Origin of the sequence: Rhizobium sp. SYY.PMSO (genome assembly GCF_046840415.1) — a bacterium.
GTDB lineage: Bacteria > Pseudomonadota > Alphaproteobacteria > Rhizobiales > Rhizobiaceae > Rhizobium.
Map to the genome: position 1 here is coordinate 1,413,791 of NZ_CP177351.1, position 13,792 is coordinate 1,427,582.

At 61.1% G+C, this 13,792-nt stretch carries 9 protein-coding genes; 1 reads left to right on the forward strand and 8 read right to left on the reverse strand.

From position 1 onward, the window contains the following. Positions 1-2: 2 nt before the first annotated feature. A complete protein-coding gene (locus tag ACJJVH_RS33170; protein ID WP_412066565.1) occupies positions 3-773 on the reverse strand; it encodes a 4'-phosphopantetheinyl transferase family protein in 771 nt (256 codons plus the stop codon). Next, complete coding sequence (locus ACJJVH_RS33175) at positions 760-1,944, reverse strand: DegT/DnrJ/EryC1/StrS family aminotransferase (protein WP_112794679.1); 1,185 nt, start codon at positions 1,942-1,944, stop codon at positions 760-762. The genes ACJJVH_RS33170 and ACJJVH_RS33175 overlap by 14 nt, the downstream gene beginning before the upstream one ends. 212 nt (positions 1,945-2,156) lie before the next feature. Between ACJJVH_RS33175 and ACJJVH_RS33180 the strand changes: the two genes are divergently transcribed. Beyond that, the gene (locus ACJJVH_RS33180) at positions 2,157-3,872 is read left to right on the forward strand and encodes an FAD-dependent oxidoreductase (protein WP_412066566.1); all 1,716 of its coding nucleotides are present in this window, start codon (positions 2,157-2,159) and stop codon (positions 3,870-3,872) included. Here the strand turns inward: ACJJVH_RS33180 and ACJJVH_RS33185 are convergent. The 6 genes from ACJJVH_RS33185 to ACJJVH_RS33210 form a co-directional block, all read right to left on the reverse strand. After that, entirely contained in the window at positions 3,869-4,609 is a 741-nt protein-coding gene (locus ACJJVH_RS33185) for a methyltransferase, TIGR04325 family (protein WP_412066567.1), read from the reverse strand. The two genes, ACJJVH_RS33180 and ACJJVH_RS33185, sit on opposite strands and share 4 nt — an antisense overlap. A gap of 226 nt (positions 4,610-4,835) precedes the next feature. Next, positions 4,836-6,353, reverse strand: a complete 1,518-nt coding sequence (locus tag ACJJVH_RS33190; RefSeq protein WP_412066568.1) for an oligosaccharide flippase family protein — start codon at positions 6,351-6,353, stop codon at positions 4,836-4,838. Positions 6,354-6,882: 529 nt separating this feature from the next. After that, positions 6,883-7,575, reverse strand: a complete 693-nt coding sequence (locus ACJJVH_RS33195; protein WP_112794676.1) for a sugar transferase — start codon at positions 7,573-7,575, stop codon at positions 6,883-6,885. A gap of 131 nt (positions 7,576-7,706) precedes the next feature. Next, complete coding sequence (locus ACJJVH_RS33200; protein ID WP_113404605.1) at positions 7,707-9,014, reverse strand: glycosyltransferase family 4 protein; 1,308 nt, start codon at positions 9,012-9,014, stop codon at positions 7,707-7,709. A gap of 4 nt (positions 9,015-9,018) precedes the next feature. Continuing rightward, complete coding sequence (locus ACJJVH_RS33205) at positions 9,019-12,276, reverse strand: Wzz/FepE/Etk N-terminal domain-containing protein (RefSeq protein WP_412066569.1); 3,258 nt, start codon at positions 12,274-12,276, stop codon at positions 9,019-9,021. A gap of 30 nt (positions 12,277-12,306) precedes the next feature. After that, the gene (locus ACJJVH_RS33210) at positions 12,307-13,635 is read right to left on the reverse strand and encodes a polysaccharide biosynthesis/export family protein (protein WP_112794674.1); all 1,329 of its coding nucleotides are present in this window, start codon (positions 13,633-13,635) and stop codon (positions 12,307-12,309) included. Positions 13,636-13,792 lie beyond the last annotated feature (157 nt).

A 13,792-nucleotide genomic window follows, 5' to 3' on the forward strand; every position in this document is an offset into this window, starting at 1 on the left:
TTTTACGCAATCCCGGACGGAAAACCGCCGCGCACTTTTCCTGGAATTGCTCCAATGTCCTCGTCGCGATACCGCAGGCAAACCCGATGCCCCCGGGTGGAGGCGACCACAGTGCCGGCGAAGTTGACCGGTGTTGCAAGCTCCAGGACGACCCAGTTTCCGGGCGCGTCGGGATCGCCTTCCAGTCTTTCCAGCCGTGATTCGCGCTGCCTGTCGAAGATCATGTCGAAGCTGTCCAGCGGCAGCGACAGGCCCGCGCCGTGAGCCTTCACAAACGCCTCCTTGTGCGTCCAGCAACGATAGAAGCCGTCAAGATAGGCTTCCGCCGGCATGGAGCGAAGGGTCCGGTATTCCCGGCCGGAGAAGAACCGCTTTGCAATGTCTTCCTTCAGGAAACGTATCTCCTCGATGTCGACGCCGAGCTCGTAGCGATCGGAAACGGCGAGCACCGCAAGATCGGCGCTATGGCTGAGATTGAAGCGGATGGAGGAGCTGCCGCATGCCGGGACGGCAGGCTTGCCGTTGGCGCCGTAGTCGAAACGGATCGATTGCGGCAAAAGCCCAAGATAGCGCCCCAATATCAGGCGCATCCCGCTCCGCGCCGCAACAAAGCGCTGCCTGTCGCGCTCATGGACGAAACATTCCGCCCGGGCGCGTTCGTCGACGGACAGCAAGGTCATGGACGTGCCGAAATCAGGCACCGGCATATCCAGCTTCCAGCTCCAGACATCGATGAGGTCCGGGCCGATCGTCTCCGTGCTAGATGGTGGCATAGAAAAGACTGGCGGGTTTGGATTTGGCTTGCCGCGACATTCGCCGGGCAATATGAGCCACCAGCGTTACGGGGTAATTCTCCCCAAGGCTGATGCGGCAGCTGCGCTTCAGGATATCGAGCGTTTGCGCACAGAGTTCCGGCGTGTAGTCGATCTTCCGATCCGTCCAGTGAAACGGATTCATCGCCGGATGGCCGGTGCGCTGCTGCAGGATCGGCTGCCAGTTCGTGTAGACGTGACGACTGGAATCGAAGAGCCGATAGACGCCGCGCTTGTTTTCCTCGGCAAATCTCTTGGCCTCTTCCGACGTCTCGAAAATAACGTGAAGGCCGGCGGCGTTGGCGACATCGTTGTGAGGCCCCACCATGAGCCGCGTGTTCTTGGAGAAGATTTCGCTTATCACATCGTAGCGCTCGCGCATGCGGGCGATCATCGGGTCGAGCTTCTTCAGCTGCACGTTCAGCATCGCGCCCTGGATCTGGCTCGCCTTGAAATTCACTCCCAGCATGGGCGGTTCGTTGGCATTGTCGAGGTGCCCGCGAAACATGGAGCCGATATCGTGATACATCCGGGCGCGCGCGAACAGGCGCGCGTCATTGGTCACGACCGCGCCGCCCTCGCCACAATTTATGTTCTTGAATTGATTGAAGCTGAATGCGCCCAAATCACCTATCGTGCCGACCCGCTTGGTCTTGTAGCGCAATCCGACGGCCTGACAGGCGTCCTCGATGACCACCAGATTATTTTCGCGCGCGATGCGCATGATGCTGTCCATGTCGCATACCATGTTGGACATATGGACAGGAATGATCGCCCTGGTCTGCGGAGTGATCTTGCGCAGTATATCCTGCGGATCCATGGTGAGCGTATCGTCGATGTCGACGAGAACGGGCACGGCGCCGGCCGCCAGCGGAGCGGCGGCGGTTGCGATCCAGGTATAGGCCGGCACCAGCACCTCGTCACCTGGCCCGACGCCGGCGGCGACCAGCGCCGAAACCAGCGCCCCCGTTCCGCTGCTCATGGTCAGTGCATGCCGCACGCCGAACTTGACGCAGAAATCCGCCTCAAAGCGCCCTAGCGGACCGCCGGTCTCGTCGCTGTATCGCGCCAGCTTTCCAGAGGCAAACACCGGCGCGAGCGCCAACCACTCCCGTAACCCCACTTTAGCCATACTCTTCGCTCCCCAGGAAACGCGGCATTTGCGTAGGAGCCTAACGTGTGAACGCGCGATTTTCAGCATGGCCATCCGACTGAAAACAATATCGGAACGATCACAGCACCTATCCGAAATCGGTAGATATCGCGCCCGCCTATGCCAATCGAACAATTATCCGCGCGCACGCGATGCTGGTAAAAAAGCAGAAAAGCGGATGGAAAACGACCATGATGAACCACGACCTGAGATCGATGCCGGATCGTATTGAAATGCTTGCCGATATCGCGATTATCGGCGGCGGGCCGGCAGGAATCGCGATTGCGCGCGAGCTTGCCGATACCCGGATCCGTGTCCTTGTCATCGAAAGCGGCGGCCGGGACTACGAGGCCGAGACGCAAGCATTGAACTCTGTCGAAAATATCGGCGAGCCTTTCGCTTCGGCGGCCGCCGTGCCCGAAGGACGAGGCTACACTGGCGCCTTGGCGTGGCTGAACGACATCCCTGCATTCGAGCTGCGAAACCGCATGCTTGGCGGCAGCAGCCATACCTGGATCGGCAAATGCGCCGCCTTCGACGACATCGATTTCCGCAACCGCCCCTGGCTGCCGCTTTCCGGCTGGCCGATCGAGCGCGCGCAATTGCTGCCGGCCCTCGACCGCGCCGGGAAGCTGCTCAACCTCGGCCCCAATCTTTACGACGAGAGCCTGTTCCGGCAGTTGCATTCGCCCCCGGACGATCTCGGACTGGACAGGCAGCTGCTGCAGCCTTTCTTCTGGCAGTTCAGTCACATGCGCCATCCACGCGCCGAGCCGACGCGCTTTTCCCGACTTGCGCTCGATATCACGGCCGGAAACGTAGAATTCCTGACCCATGCAACCGTCACGCGGATCAATGTCGACGGAGAGGGCCGGACAGTAACCTCGCTGGATGTGAAGAGCCCAGACGGCCGCGGCGCGACCGTCCATGCAAGTACGATCGTCCTGTGCGGCGGCGGCGTCGAAAACGCCCGGCTCCTGCTGGCATCGAATTCCGTGCTGCCGGCGGGCATCGGCAACGGGCACGACGTTGTGGGACGCTATCTCTGTGACCATCCCCGGACATCGCTTTGCCGCTTTACCGGAGGCGACATCGATGCCATTGCCCGGCACTTCAATTTCTATGGCCTGAGCCATGGCGGGCGGACGCACTTCTATCTCAGGGGACTGTCTTTAAGCCCGAAAATCCAGGCAAGGGAAGGTCTTACCAATTGCGCCGCCTATCCCGTTCAGATCCACGCTCCGGACGATCCCTGGGCAGCGCTCAAGCGCCTGACGAAAGGGGCAAACGGAACGTTCACGACGGATCTGCTGGCGGTTGCCAAATCGACGGACATGATTACGTCGGGGCTGTATAACCGCCTGATACGTAAGCGCGGACTTCCGCATCGCTCGACCGAACTGCGTTTCGACGTCATGGCCGAACAGCAGCTCAATTCCGCAAGCCGCATCACCCTGACCGGGCAACGCGACCGGCTCGGTCAACCGTTGCCGCGCGTCGACTGGAAGATCGGCACACGCGAAATAGACAGCGTCAAGCGGCTCGCACGCACGATCGCAGACGAATTCACGCGCGTCGGCCTGCCGAAACCGCGGCTATCGAACTGGATCGACGTGGACGAGGTTGCCGGTGCCCTGTTCATGGATATGGCTCACCCGTCATGCACTACACGGATGGGAACCGATCCGCGAACAAGCGTCGTCGATACCAATGCGATGGTCCACGGCACCGATGGCCTGTTCGTTGCCGGCAGTTCCGTCTTTCCGACACCGGGCCACGCCAATCCGACGTTGATGCTGCTTACCCTGTCGATCCGGCTTGCCGATCACCTCAAGCAGCGACATGCCGCCCTGCGGTCGCACACGCCGCGCAGGAGCGAGCCTGGCCTATCCCTGCACCAGGTCTAGCCGCGCCGGAAATAGAAGCCGGCGCTCTCGCTACGGCCGAGTTCGGGATGGGTGTCGATCGCGTGCGACAGGGAAGGAATAGACCAGCGATCGACCTGGATATAGCCGAGCCTTGCGATGTCGCCGATGAATTCGGCCTCGTTGCGCATCTGGTAGGGCACGTATGATCTGCCGATCCGTTCGAGCGTGACGACGCCTTCGCCCTTGCGGAGCGCGACCTTGTTGAGGATCAGATGCGGCGGCAGGCTCGGCAGGCGCGTCAGGAGAGCGGACAGCGGCATATCGAGATACTGCATCAGCCCAGACCCGAGGAAGAGCGGCGTCGCGCCTGCATCCTCGATCCGTTCGATAAAGTGCAGCCCCGTCAAACCTTCCTTTTCAGCCAGGCCCTGCCCGGCGCGAACGATGGCCGGCAGATCGTACACCGTCCAGCGGAAGGACGCGTCCAGCTGCAGCAATGGACGAAAGGCGCGATATTTCGTTCCCATATGGCCACCCGCATCGACGAGTCCCGCGATCTCGGGCAGAAGGCTGCGAAGCCAGAACAGGACTGGATAATCCCACGGCGTCACCTGACACATTTTGGCAAAGGCAACGCTGGCGATCTCCTCATGATCGTAGCCGGCCATCGTCCGCCTGCGAGCGGCAGCCATGGCGGCGTCATAGGACGTATAGGCGCCGGTGAAGCGTCGTGGAAAGGGGGAGAGGTAGGTCAGCCGGCCTCTTACCAGACGCAAAGGCGAAAATCCGTGAGCGGCGGTTTGCGCCGCACCCTTTAAAACCGAGCGCGCATGATTTGACCAAAGCGACCCCGACCACAACGAAGCTATCATCCTTGCATCCCCCTAAAGCAATTCCAGGAAAAGCGCCCACCGGTTCTCCGTCCGGAATCGCGTAAAAACAAAGAGATAGAGCGATTCCGTGAAACACGGGAGCCGCTCCATTATGCGCCGGCCGCTGCCGTCATCGTCTGATCGACAGAATCGCGGCCGTATCTCCCATCATCTTCTCAAGAGCGAGAAGCGTGCAGAAGTAGATCGCTCCTCCCGAAATGACCTGCAGCAGGACGGCCGGCACACGCCGCATGTTGAGCGTTTCGGCGAAATGGCCGAGTCCATAAACGGCTCCGGCCATAAGCACGATTGCGACCGCAACATAGCCGCTCTTGCGCATGACCTGCCCCCAGCCGAGGCCGCCGTAATTTTGCTGCAGATGCATCGAGGTCAGGAACGAGATCAGCGACGCCGCACACTGGCCCCACGCCGCCGCCGCGACACCGAAAGGCGCCATGACCAGGATAAGCGCAACCGAAACCAGCGCATTGAGCAGGAGGGTGGGAGGCATGCGCCTGATATTGCCTGACAGGGACAGGAGCGCCTCGGTCACGTAACCTGGCGTCAGGAGGACCTGCTTCATGGACAGGATCGCCACAAGGATGGCCGCCGGCGCCCATTTGTCGCCAAGGACGATGTCGATCAGATCGGATGAAATCAGTGAGAGACCGAGATAGATCGGCGTGGAAATCCCCATGAGAACCGTCATGAAAACGGTCGCCGAGGGGCCGGCGTTCCGAACCGACCTTCCGTCGGAGCCGACCACCATGGCCGCACGCCGGAACAACGTCCATGCAAGCATGCGCGCCGGCTCGCCGATGAGCTCGGAAAAGGCGGCGATGATACGCTCTGCAACACGATAGTAGCCGGCCTCCGCAAGACCGAGAAAACTGCCGATCGCCAACGTGCCCGAATAGGAACGCAGAAAGAGGATCAGCCGGTTCGACAGGATGTGGCGCGAAAATTCCAGAACCTCGCGCGCAAAGGGCCAGGTCAGGTATGGAGTGGGAAACCAGCCGAGTACGATTGCGGAGGCGCCGAGGCAGACGAGTTGCGACACGAGCCTTCCGGCCACGAGCGAGAATACGTTCCAGCCGAGCCATAGTCCGAGCAGGGTCACGCAAAGCCCCGCCACCTCGCTCGCTATCCGGATGGCGGCCTGTTTGCGCAGAAGGCCGCGAGCAACCAGTAATCCGTCATAAACCGCATAAAGAGACGATGGCAGAAACCAGCAGCTGAAGAGAATCAGAAGCAGCGCTTCGTGCGTCCGCCGGAAGAGGAGCCAGGCGGCGGCCGCCGCGAGCAGGCCGGCGATGGTCACGAGCACGCCGGCGATGATCGAAACCGTACCGATCTGGTCGAGCTCGCGGTCGGTACATTCGGCCTTCATGACGAATTCGCCCCACCCGCCTTCCGCGATCACGACCAGCATGACCACGATGGCGGAGCTGAAAGCGTAGAGACCGAACTCGGCGGATTCCAGAACGCGCGCGGCGACGAGAAATATCAGGAGCTGCACGACCTGTGAGACGATCTTCGAAACGAGCGTGGAAGCCCCGTCGCCGACAATCGAGGGCATGCGAGCGCGCAGCCAGTGTCTCAGGCCGGTCCGGCCGGCACGTTTGGGGTGAAGCGGAAGGCTGTCCATCAGCGCACCATCATGCTAAGGCAGTTCCGGGAAACGTACGCAGCGACTTTCCGTCGGCAATCGCGTAGAAGCAAAACGATAGAGTGGTCCGGCATTTCCTTGAAACGCGGAACCGCTCTTGTCCGGCGCAGACAGAAATGTGCGTTCCTGGCTCTTGGAATAGCGGCGGATGCGAGCATAGTTGCGGATGCCGGCTTCCAGCCTTGCACCAGATAAAAAGCATAGCGTTCCCATTCAGGACATGATTCCGTGCAATGAAGCGCTGCCTGCCGACTGGACAAGCCGGAACCATGCGATTTTATTGCACGAAGATGTTTGCGTTGAACGCCAGGGTCGGATCGAAATTCTCGGTAGTGGAAGAGGAGCTTGCCGGCAATCGTCATGAAACACCAAGCAGAGCCGCTCATGAAAGACGATAACCATGATCGCAGCGCCTCCGGACAGGCGGGCAGATCGAGCCGGAAATATCTGCTTCGCTGGATATTGGTGATCTTCTGTCTTGTCGTATGGATTGCTGTAGCCGCGTTCTTCATTTGGTGAGACGTTCTTTCTCATTGCGCGCAAGCAGCACGACGCCGACGGTTTTGACGAGAATGGACAGATCGACACGGAGCGACTGGCTGTGGAAATAGTCTAGATCGAACTGAACCCGCTCTTCATATGTCGTGTCGGCACAGCGGTTGACTTGCCAGAGGCCCGTGATGCCCGGGCGCAGTCCCAGATAGCAATAGAGGTTGGAGCCGTAGCGATCGAGCTCCGAGGCGACGACGGGACGAGGGCCGACAAGGCTCATATCGCCGCGCTGAACGTTCAGCAGCTGCGGCAGCTCGTCGGCGCTGCTCATGCGCAGATATTTTCCGAGCCAGTGCACGCGCGGATCGTTCATCAGTTTCTGCGTCGACAGCCATTCCTGCCTGCGCGTCTCGTCGCGGGCAAGCAGCTCTGCCAGCTGCCGGTCGGCATCCTTGCGCATCGTGCGGAACTTGAGGCATTGGAAGGGCCGCCCGTCGCGGCCGATACGGGTATGGCGATAGATGATGGGACGGCCGTCGACCAGGAGCAGCGCGACCGCGATCGCCAGCAGAGCCGGTGCCAGAAACAACAGTCCCGCCCCGGATAGAAGGAGATCGACAATACGTTTGGAACGCCCCAGCCGTTCCGCCCGCTTCACCTCGCGGCGGGATCGCTCACGGTGGGCAACGTCGTCAAAAGTCGATAGCATATTTCAGACCCCTCACCACTTGAATGCTTCCTGCAAAGGCTGCCAGCTGGCCTCATCCTTGACAATTGACCCTGCGGGCATCGGCCTAGTCCCATTGGCGTAGGCCCCGAACGCCGGGTTGACCACAAGCCTCACCTCGTCTCATCGATCAGTCGACCCGCGACCGAAAAGTCACCGGTCATGGTCGTTTCCGCATCGATCGCGACCGTATTCGCACGTTTCAAGACGCCGTCGTAAAGATCCAGCAAGGCGTCGAGCCACGAGGCCGGCGTGTGCGCCAGATCGCTGGACCGGCGGATGCAATTCATGCTCATCAAACGAAGCAGCATGTCGTCGCCGGCAAGCCGGCGCATTCCGCTCGCCAGCGTTTCCACCTTGCCGCTTTGAAAGGTCAGTCCACATCCGAGCGCTGCGAGCTCGTCGCCCAGAAGCGCTGTATCCGGCAAGATCACGGGTATGCCGCTCGTCACCGCCTCCAGCGCCGCCAATCCGAAGGGCTCGGGCACCCGCGACGAAACGACGAGCGCGCGCGCCTGGCCAAGAATGCCCCGCATCTCCTCCTTGGACTTCCATCCGTGAATGACGACTTCCGGAAAGTCCCGCTCCAGGCGGGCCCGGCCGGCTCCATCGCCTATGACGCAAAGCTTCACGCCGGCGAGCCGCGCCGCGATCGCGGCATCTTCAAATCCCTTTTCCGGCTCGAGCCGGCCGACGAAGAAGAAATCGCGCTTCTTCCAGGGATCGGAGGGACGGTTGAGAAAGGGCTCGACCGGATTGCGGATCGTTTCGATATTGGCCGGCTGGATCTGCCCCCGCGCGAAGTATTCGAGCATGCGCTGGTGGACGACGACGATATTGGCCGCTACCTGCCGGATGGGATAGTAATGCTCCCGCAGCAGATGGCGTGCCGACCGCCAGACTTTTTCATGATAGCCGCGCTTATCGCAATTTGTCGTCAGGCAGCCGATCGACATCGGCGCCAGCGGGCAGACGTGGTTCCTGCGATAATTGGCAAAACCGCCATTGGGACAGGAGAGGAAATAATCGTGGGCGTGCAGGACGACGCGGTCGCGCACCGGCCACAGGGCGCGGAAGATCGAGGGCGACAGGATCTTCGACCAGCCATGGACGTGATAGACGGTGCCTTCCGTGTCGGCGCGTGAAATAAGATCGTTCAGGCAAGTGTAGGCGCGGCGATTGTAGAGGCCGCCGGCGAACGCGTTCAGGCGGCCCTGCTGCATCAGCGGCTGCGCTTCCAGATTGATGGTTTCGAACGTCGGCGGATCGGAGCCGGCGATATCGCCGGCAAAGTAGGTCACGGCGATCCCTGCATTCTGCAGCAGGCAGGCCGAAAGAATCGCCAGATTCGATGCTCCTCCTATCTTCGCGGAGCGATCATTGATGACGACGACACGATCGAGTCCGGATGGGCGCGTCACTGGACTATTCCAACGCTTCGATGTTCTGGGGCGCCAGCCTGCCCTTGAGCAGATCGCGAAGCGCAATGACGTTGCCTTTGAGCCGCCCCTTGCGGTCGACCCACGGCTCGGGCCGCCAGACCTTGACGAGATTGGCCGCGAGATTGCGGACGATTTGCATCGTGGCCTGCGGCACGCTCATGGTTCGTTTGCGCATGAGATAGAGCGGGTTTGCAATTTGCGAGTAGCCGAGACGAAGGCCGCCCGAGCGCCCGCCTTTCGTGCCGAGGTGAACGCCTTCAAGCTGCCGGGCGCTGACGACCTGGCCGTAATGGGCAACCAGCCTGCTGAAATCGACATCCTCGAGCCAACCATAGAAGGGCAGGTTTTCGTCGAACCGCAAAAGGGCGGCTTTGACGATCGACATGCGGATTGCCATGTTGCAGCCATAGGCATTGTAGATCGGCCGTATCTGCATGGCGGGCTCCGATCTACGGCCTTTCTTGACATTGACCAAACGTAAGCCATCACGAACGGAGATACCGGGTCCCGCGATGCCGTCGGCCAGTACCGTGCCCGTGCACATGGCGACGTCGGGCTGAAGCTGAAACAGCCGTTCCGCCTCCTCGACATAGGTCGGCGTCATCAGAAAGTCGTCGTCGAGGAAAAGAACGATGTCGGCATCCTGAAGGCTGTCGAGAATCCGGTTGCGCTGCCGGCAGAGGCCGCGCTCCGAGACAAGCACCCGCACGGGGAAGTCGAGATTTCGCAGGCAACTCGGATCGATATCCTCGGGCGAGGACAGGCAGACGACCACCTCGTCCGGCTTGCGGGTCTGACTGGCGATATGCGGGAGAATGGAGGAGAGAATGTCGCGGCGGCCGGCGCTTGCGATACCGAGCGCAATTTTCAGCGGCCGGCCGGCGGTGCGGCCCGTGAGGCGCCTCGCGGAGGCGCGCACCTGTTGCTTCTCCGATCTGCGGCGCAGAAAACGGCTCTGCTGACGCTGGCGCCTCTCATAGCTGCGATTGGCGATGATCCCGAGAATATTGATGCTCGACGTGCCGAAGCTTGCAAGCGCATCCGACAACCGCTCGACGGTCATCTTGTTCGTTTGCCCGACGACGACGATGATCCCTTCGAGATACGTGCAGATGACACGCGTATCGGCGGAATCTTCGAACGCCGACATGTCGACGATGACGACCTTGTATTGCCGCCTCAGCAAGTCGATCTCCGCCTTCAACGCCGGCAAATGGCCGTAACGCTGAAAGGCCGCAACGGATTTTTCGGTCTCGTCGACCGTGACGACCGGAACGCCGCCATGGGCATGCATCATGTCCGCCTCCGGCCCCTGATCGGCCTTCGTCACCAGAACGCCACTCTCATGAGCGACGGCATAGCGGCGCGGCACATCGTTGATGTTGAGAGCCTCCATGCCGAATTCAGTGCCGGACTCCGTCACCACGCAGCTCAGCCTCGCATTGAGGAAGTCGGCGTCGATCAGGACGACGGAGGCGCCCTCGTGCTGGTAAAGCTGCGCGAGATTGGTCGCGATCGTGGTCTTGCCCTCGCCGGTGCCGACCGAGGTGATGCCGATCACCATGGGCGCATTCGGCGGGAACGCGGAGTCGATGGAGTGCTTGACGCCGCGCAGGGCTTCGGAGAACTGCGAATAGGGCGTATCGAGCACCGATCTCAGCGGCAGCATCGTTCGTCGCCAGCTGGCATTCGCCGCCGCCGTCCTTCCGGGCAGAAACGATGGGCTGGAATAGACGGGAACATGCCCCAGGGAACTGATCCCCAGCTCCCGGCGCAGCTTTTCGCTGGAACTGACGCGGCGGTCCAGGCCGTCTCTCAGAAGGGCGGCCATAACGCCGGCCGCAAGGCCAAGCATGGCCGTGAACGGCAGCACGAAGGAGGATTTCGGCCAGGTTTTCGCCAACGGAACCGCTGCGGCCGTGACGACGCGGACATTGCCGAGCGGGAACGACTCCTTTTGCAGCGCCCCGATGAGCTGCTGCAGAATACTCTCGTACATTCTGCGATAGGTGGTGGCCCGGCTTTCCATCTCCGATAGCTCGACGCGTGCCAGGTTCTTGTCCGTTCCGGCTTCCTTCAGCGAGGCCAGTTCATCGCTGAGAAGCTTTTCGCGGGTCTGGGCGACTTCGAGATTCGACTTGTAGACGGCCTGGATACGCGCGAACTCCTTGCGCATGTCGCCCTTCAGCCGATCGATTTCCTGCTGCGCGGCGACGATGGCGGGATTATCGGCATCATATCTGCCGGCGAGGTTGTTGAGCTTGATCGTAGCGGCGCCGAGATCTTCCTGCAGCTTCTGGATGCGCGTGTTGTTCACGGTCTCGTCGACGTCGCCTTCGACCTTGCCGCCTGCCATCAGCTGGTTGAGGGTCGCGAGCTTGGCGGATTCGGCTGCGGTTTGCGCCTTTGCAGCAACCGCCTGACTACTGATCTCCGACAATTGCTGCTGATCGAGAGAGGAAGACGTGCTGATCTCCATGATACCGTTCTTGGCACGGAACTCCTCCACATTCATGGCGGCCTCGCGGGCCTGCCGGCCTACCTCGATCAGGCGCGTTTCCAGCCAGTTGGCGCCGCTCTGCGCTGCGGAGGCGCGCTCGGACAGGCCCGTGCTGATATAGGCCTGCGCAATCGCGTTCGCGGCCTGCGCCGCCTTATACGGGTCGACCGAGCTATATCCGATCTCGAGGATGTAGGACTGGCCGACGCGATTGACCGAAACCCTGGAAAGGAAGGAGGCCATGGTGCGGCGCATCACGTCGTCCTCGTGGACCTCCGTCTTGGCGCTGTCGCGGTCGTCATGCCTGAAATGGCTGATGATCGCACGGAGTTTGTCGTGCAGGGCTGCCTGCCACGACATGCCACCGACGATTTCGGGATCCTCGGTGAGGTTGAGCTTCTCGACCACGGCGCGCGCGATCGCTTCCGACTTGACGATTTCCACCTGGCTTGCGATTTCGGCGGCTTCGATGATGACCGTGCCGGTGAACGCATCCTGCGAGACGATGCGCCCCTGGTCGGGATCCATGACGAGCCGCGTGGTCGCCAGATAAACAGGTTGCGTCGTCGCCATATAAAGGCCGCCGACGCCGATGCCTGCCGCAGTGAACAGGGTGAAGATCAACCAATGGCGCTGCAAGAAGCGCCACACATCGCGAAACGAAATATATTCGCTCTCCCCCCCGTTCTTGGTATCCGATGGAATACCGCGCAACCCTTTGCCGATCTCGTGAATAGCCATTTTCGTCGCCCCACCTTGGCTCGCTTATCGTTATTGGGATTGGCTGGCATCGGCCGACGAGAGCGTCGTGCCGTCCAGGCTTCCGGAAATGTTGTAGCGCACATCGAGGACATCTCCCGGCTGAAGCTCGGTTGCCTCCGATGCCTTGGATTCACTGCTGTTTCGGGTGATCCAGTATTCGAGCGGCTGAAGGTCGAGCGCCTTCATGCTCTGGCTCCGCGAAAGCGAGGCTCCGGAAATCTGCAGCAGTTGCAGCGTCGTGTTCCGCTTGAGCTTCGTATCTTCGATTTCGGTCTCGGTGGTCTGCAGTTGCTGGCCGGCTTCCGTCTTGCGCTGGCCCTTGAGATTGAGGGCGTCGCGCTCGGTCTCGCTCAGCTTCTGCTTTGCCTGCATCGACGCAACGACAAGGTCCAGCTTTCCGGCCTGCATTTCGGCGACGATCCTCTCCAGCGAAGTCTTGCGGGATGTGGTCAGGATCTTGGTGTCGACCAGCTTTGAAATATCGCTCAATTCATCCTGCGCGATCTTCACCTGCTCGTCCTGCGACGTCATCTTCTCGTCGAGAATATTGATTTCGTTACGCAGCAGCGTTTCCAGATCGGCAGCGGCGGCAAGCTGCTGCTGCAGGGCCTGGCCTCTGGCATTGAACAGGTCGACCTCGCTCGTCATGATCTGCCAGACGGCCGACCCCTGGGGAGCGGCCTTGACGTCGGGCGGGAATGCGATCGCCGGCTGGTCGTTGAGTTCGGCCGTCAGGCGCGCGCGCCTGGCCCCGAGCTGTTTCAGCTGGAGCTCCATGCGGCTGATCTCCCCGGCATAGCTGATCTGCTGCGCCTCCGAATAATCGCCTGTCTGGCTGGAACGGCGCTCGCGCCCGCCGGCCATGGCGATAGCCTGCTTCACGGTCAGGCCGGGCCTGAATTCCAGCTCGCTCGGCTTCTCCACCGCGCCGGACACATAGATCATCGGATACTTGACGACTTCGACCGAGGCCGTCGGCGCTATGGCCAGGCCGGTGATCTGCTTCAGCCTTTCGCCGATATCGGCGCTGATATCCTCGACCGTCTTGTCGCCGACCTGCATCTCTCCGATCATCGGAATTGAGATCGACCCCGATTGCGACACGACATATTCGCCGTTCAGCGCGGTCCATTCCTTGTACTCGCCGGTTGCGGCGATCCATTCGACGATGGCAATCTTGATCCGGGTTTGCGGCCCGACATGATACACCTCGTCGGCTGCTGCATGGGCATTGCCCGACAGCCCCGCCCCGGCAAGCATCAAGGCCAATACGAAGGGCGCAAGATGCCGACGCGGCTTCGAGGCGGAACGATAGGGCAGAGCGGAAACTCTAGACATGAGCCGAACTCTCGCTTTGTGTTGCTGGCGCCATCAGGCCGACGACGCTATGCAACGAGATCAGCAGCTGAACGCAAAGCGTGTAAATCCCCTGCCGAAGCAACAGGGATTATCATTTCTGACAGGGAGGTAGACGTTCCCGCGATTTCTTGGTCGT

Coding starts and splice junctions, on each gene's coding strand:
- ACJJVH_RS33170 (WP_412066565.1), bottom strand. CDS start 773: ATGCCACCATCTAGCACGGAGACGATCGGCCCGGACCTCATCGATGTC.
- ACJJVH_RS33175 (WP_112794679.1), bottom strand. CDS start 1,944: ATGGCTAAAGTGGGGTTACGGGAGTGGTTGGCGCTCGCGCCGGTGTTT.
- ACJJVH_RS33180 (WP_412066566.1), top strand. CDS start 2,157: ATGATGAACCACGACCTGAGATCGATGCCGGATCGTATTGAAATGCTT.
- ACJJVH_RS33190 (WP_412066568.1), bottom strand. CDS start 6,353: ATGGACAGCCTTCCGCTTCACCCCAAACGTGCCGGCCGGACCGGCCTG.
- ACJJVH_RS33195 (WP_112794676.1), bottom strand. CDS start 7,575: ATGCTATCGACTTTTGACGACGTTGCCCACCGTGAGCGATCCCGCCGC.
- ACJJVH_RS33205 (WP_412066569.1), bottom strand. CDS start 12,276: ATGGCTATTCACGAGATCGGCAAAGGGTTGCGCGGTATTCCATCGGAT.
- ACJJVH_RS33210 (WP_112794674.1), bottom strand. CDS start 13,635: ATGTCTAGAGTTTCCGCTCTGCCCTATCGTTCCGCCTCGAAGCCGCGT.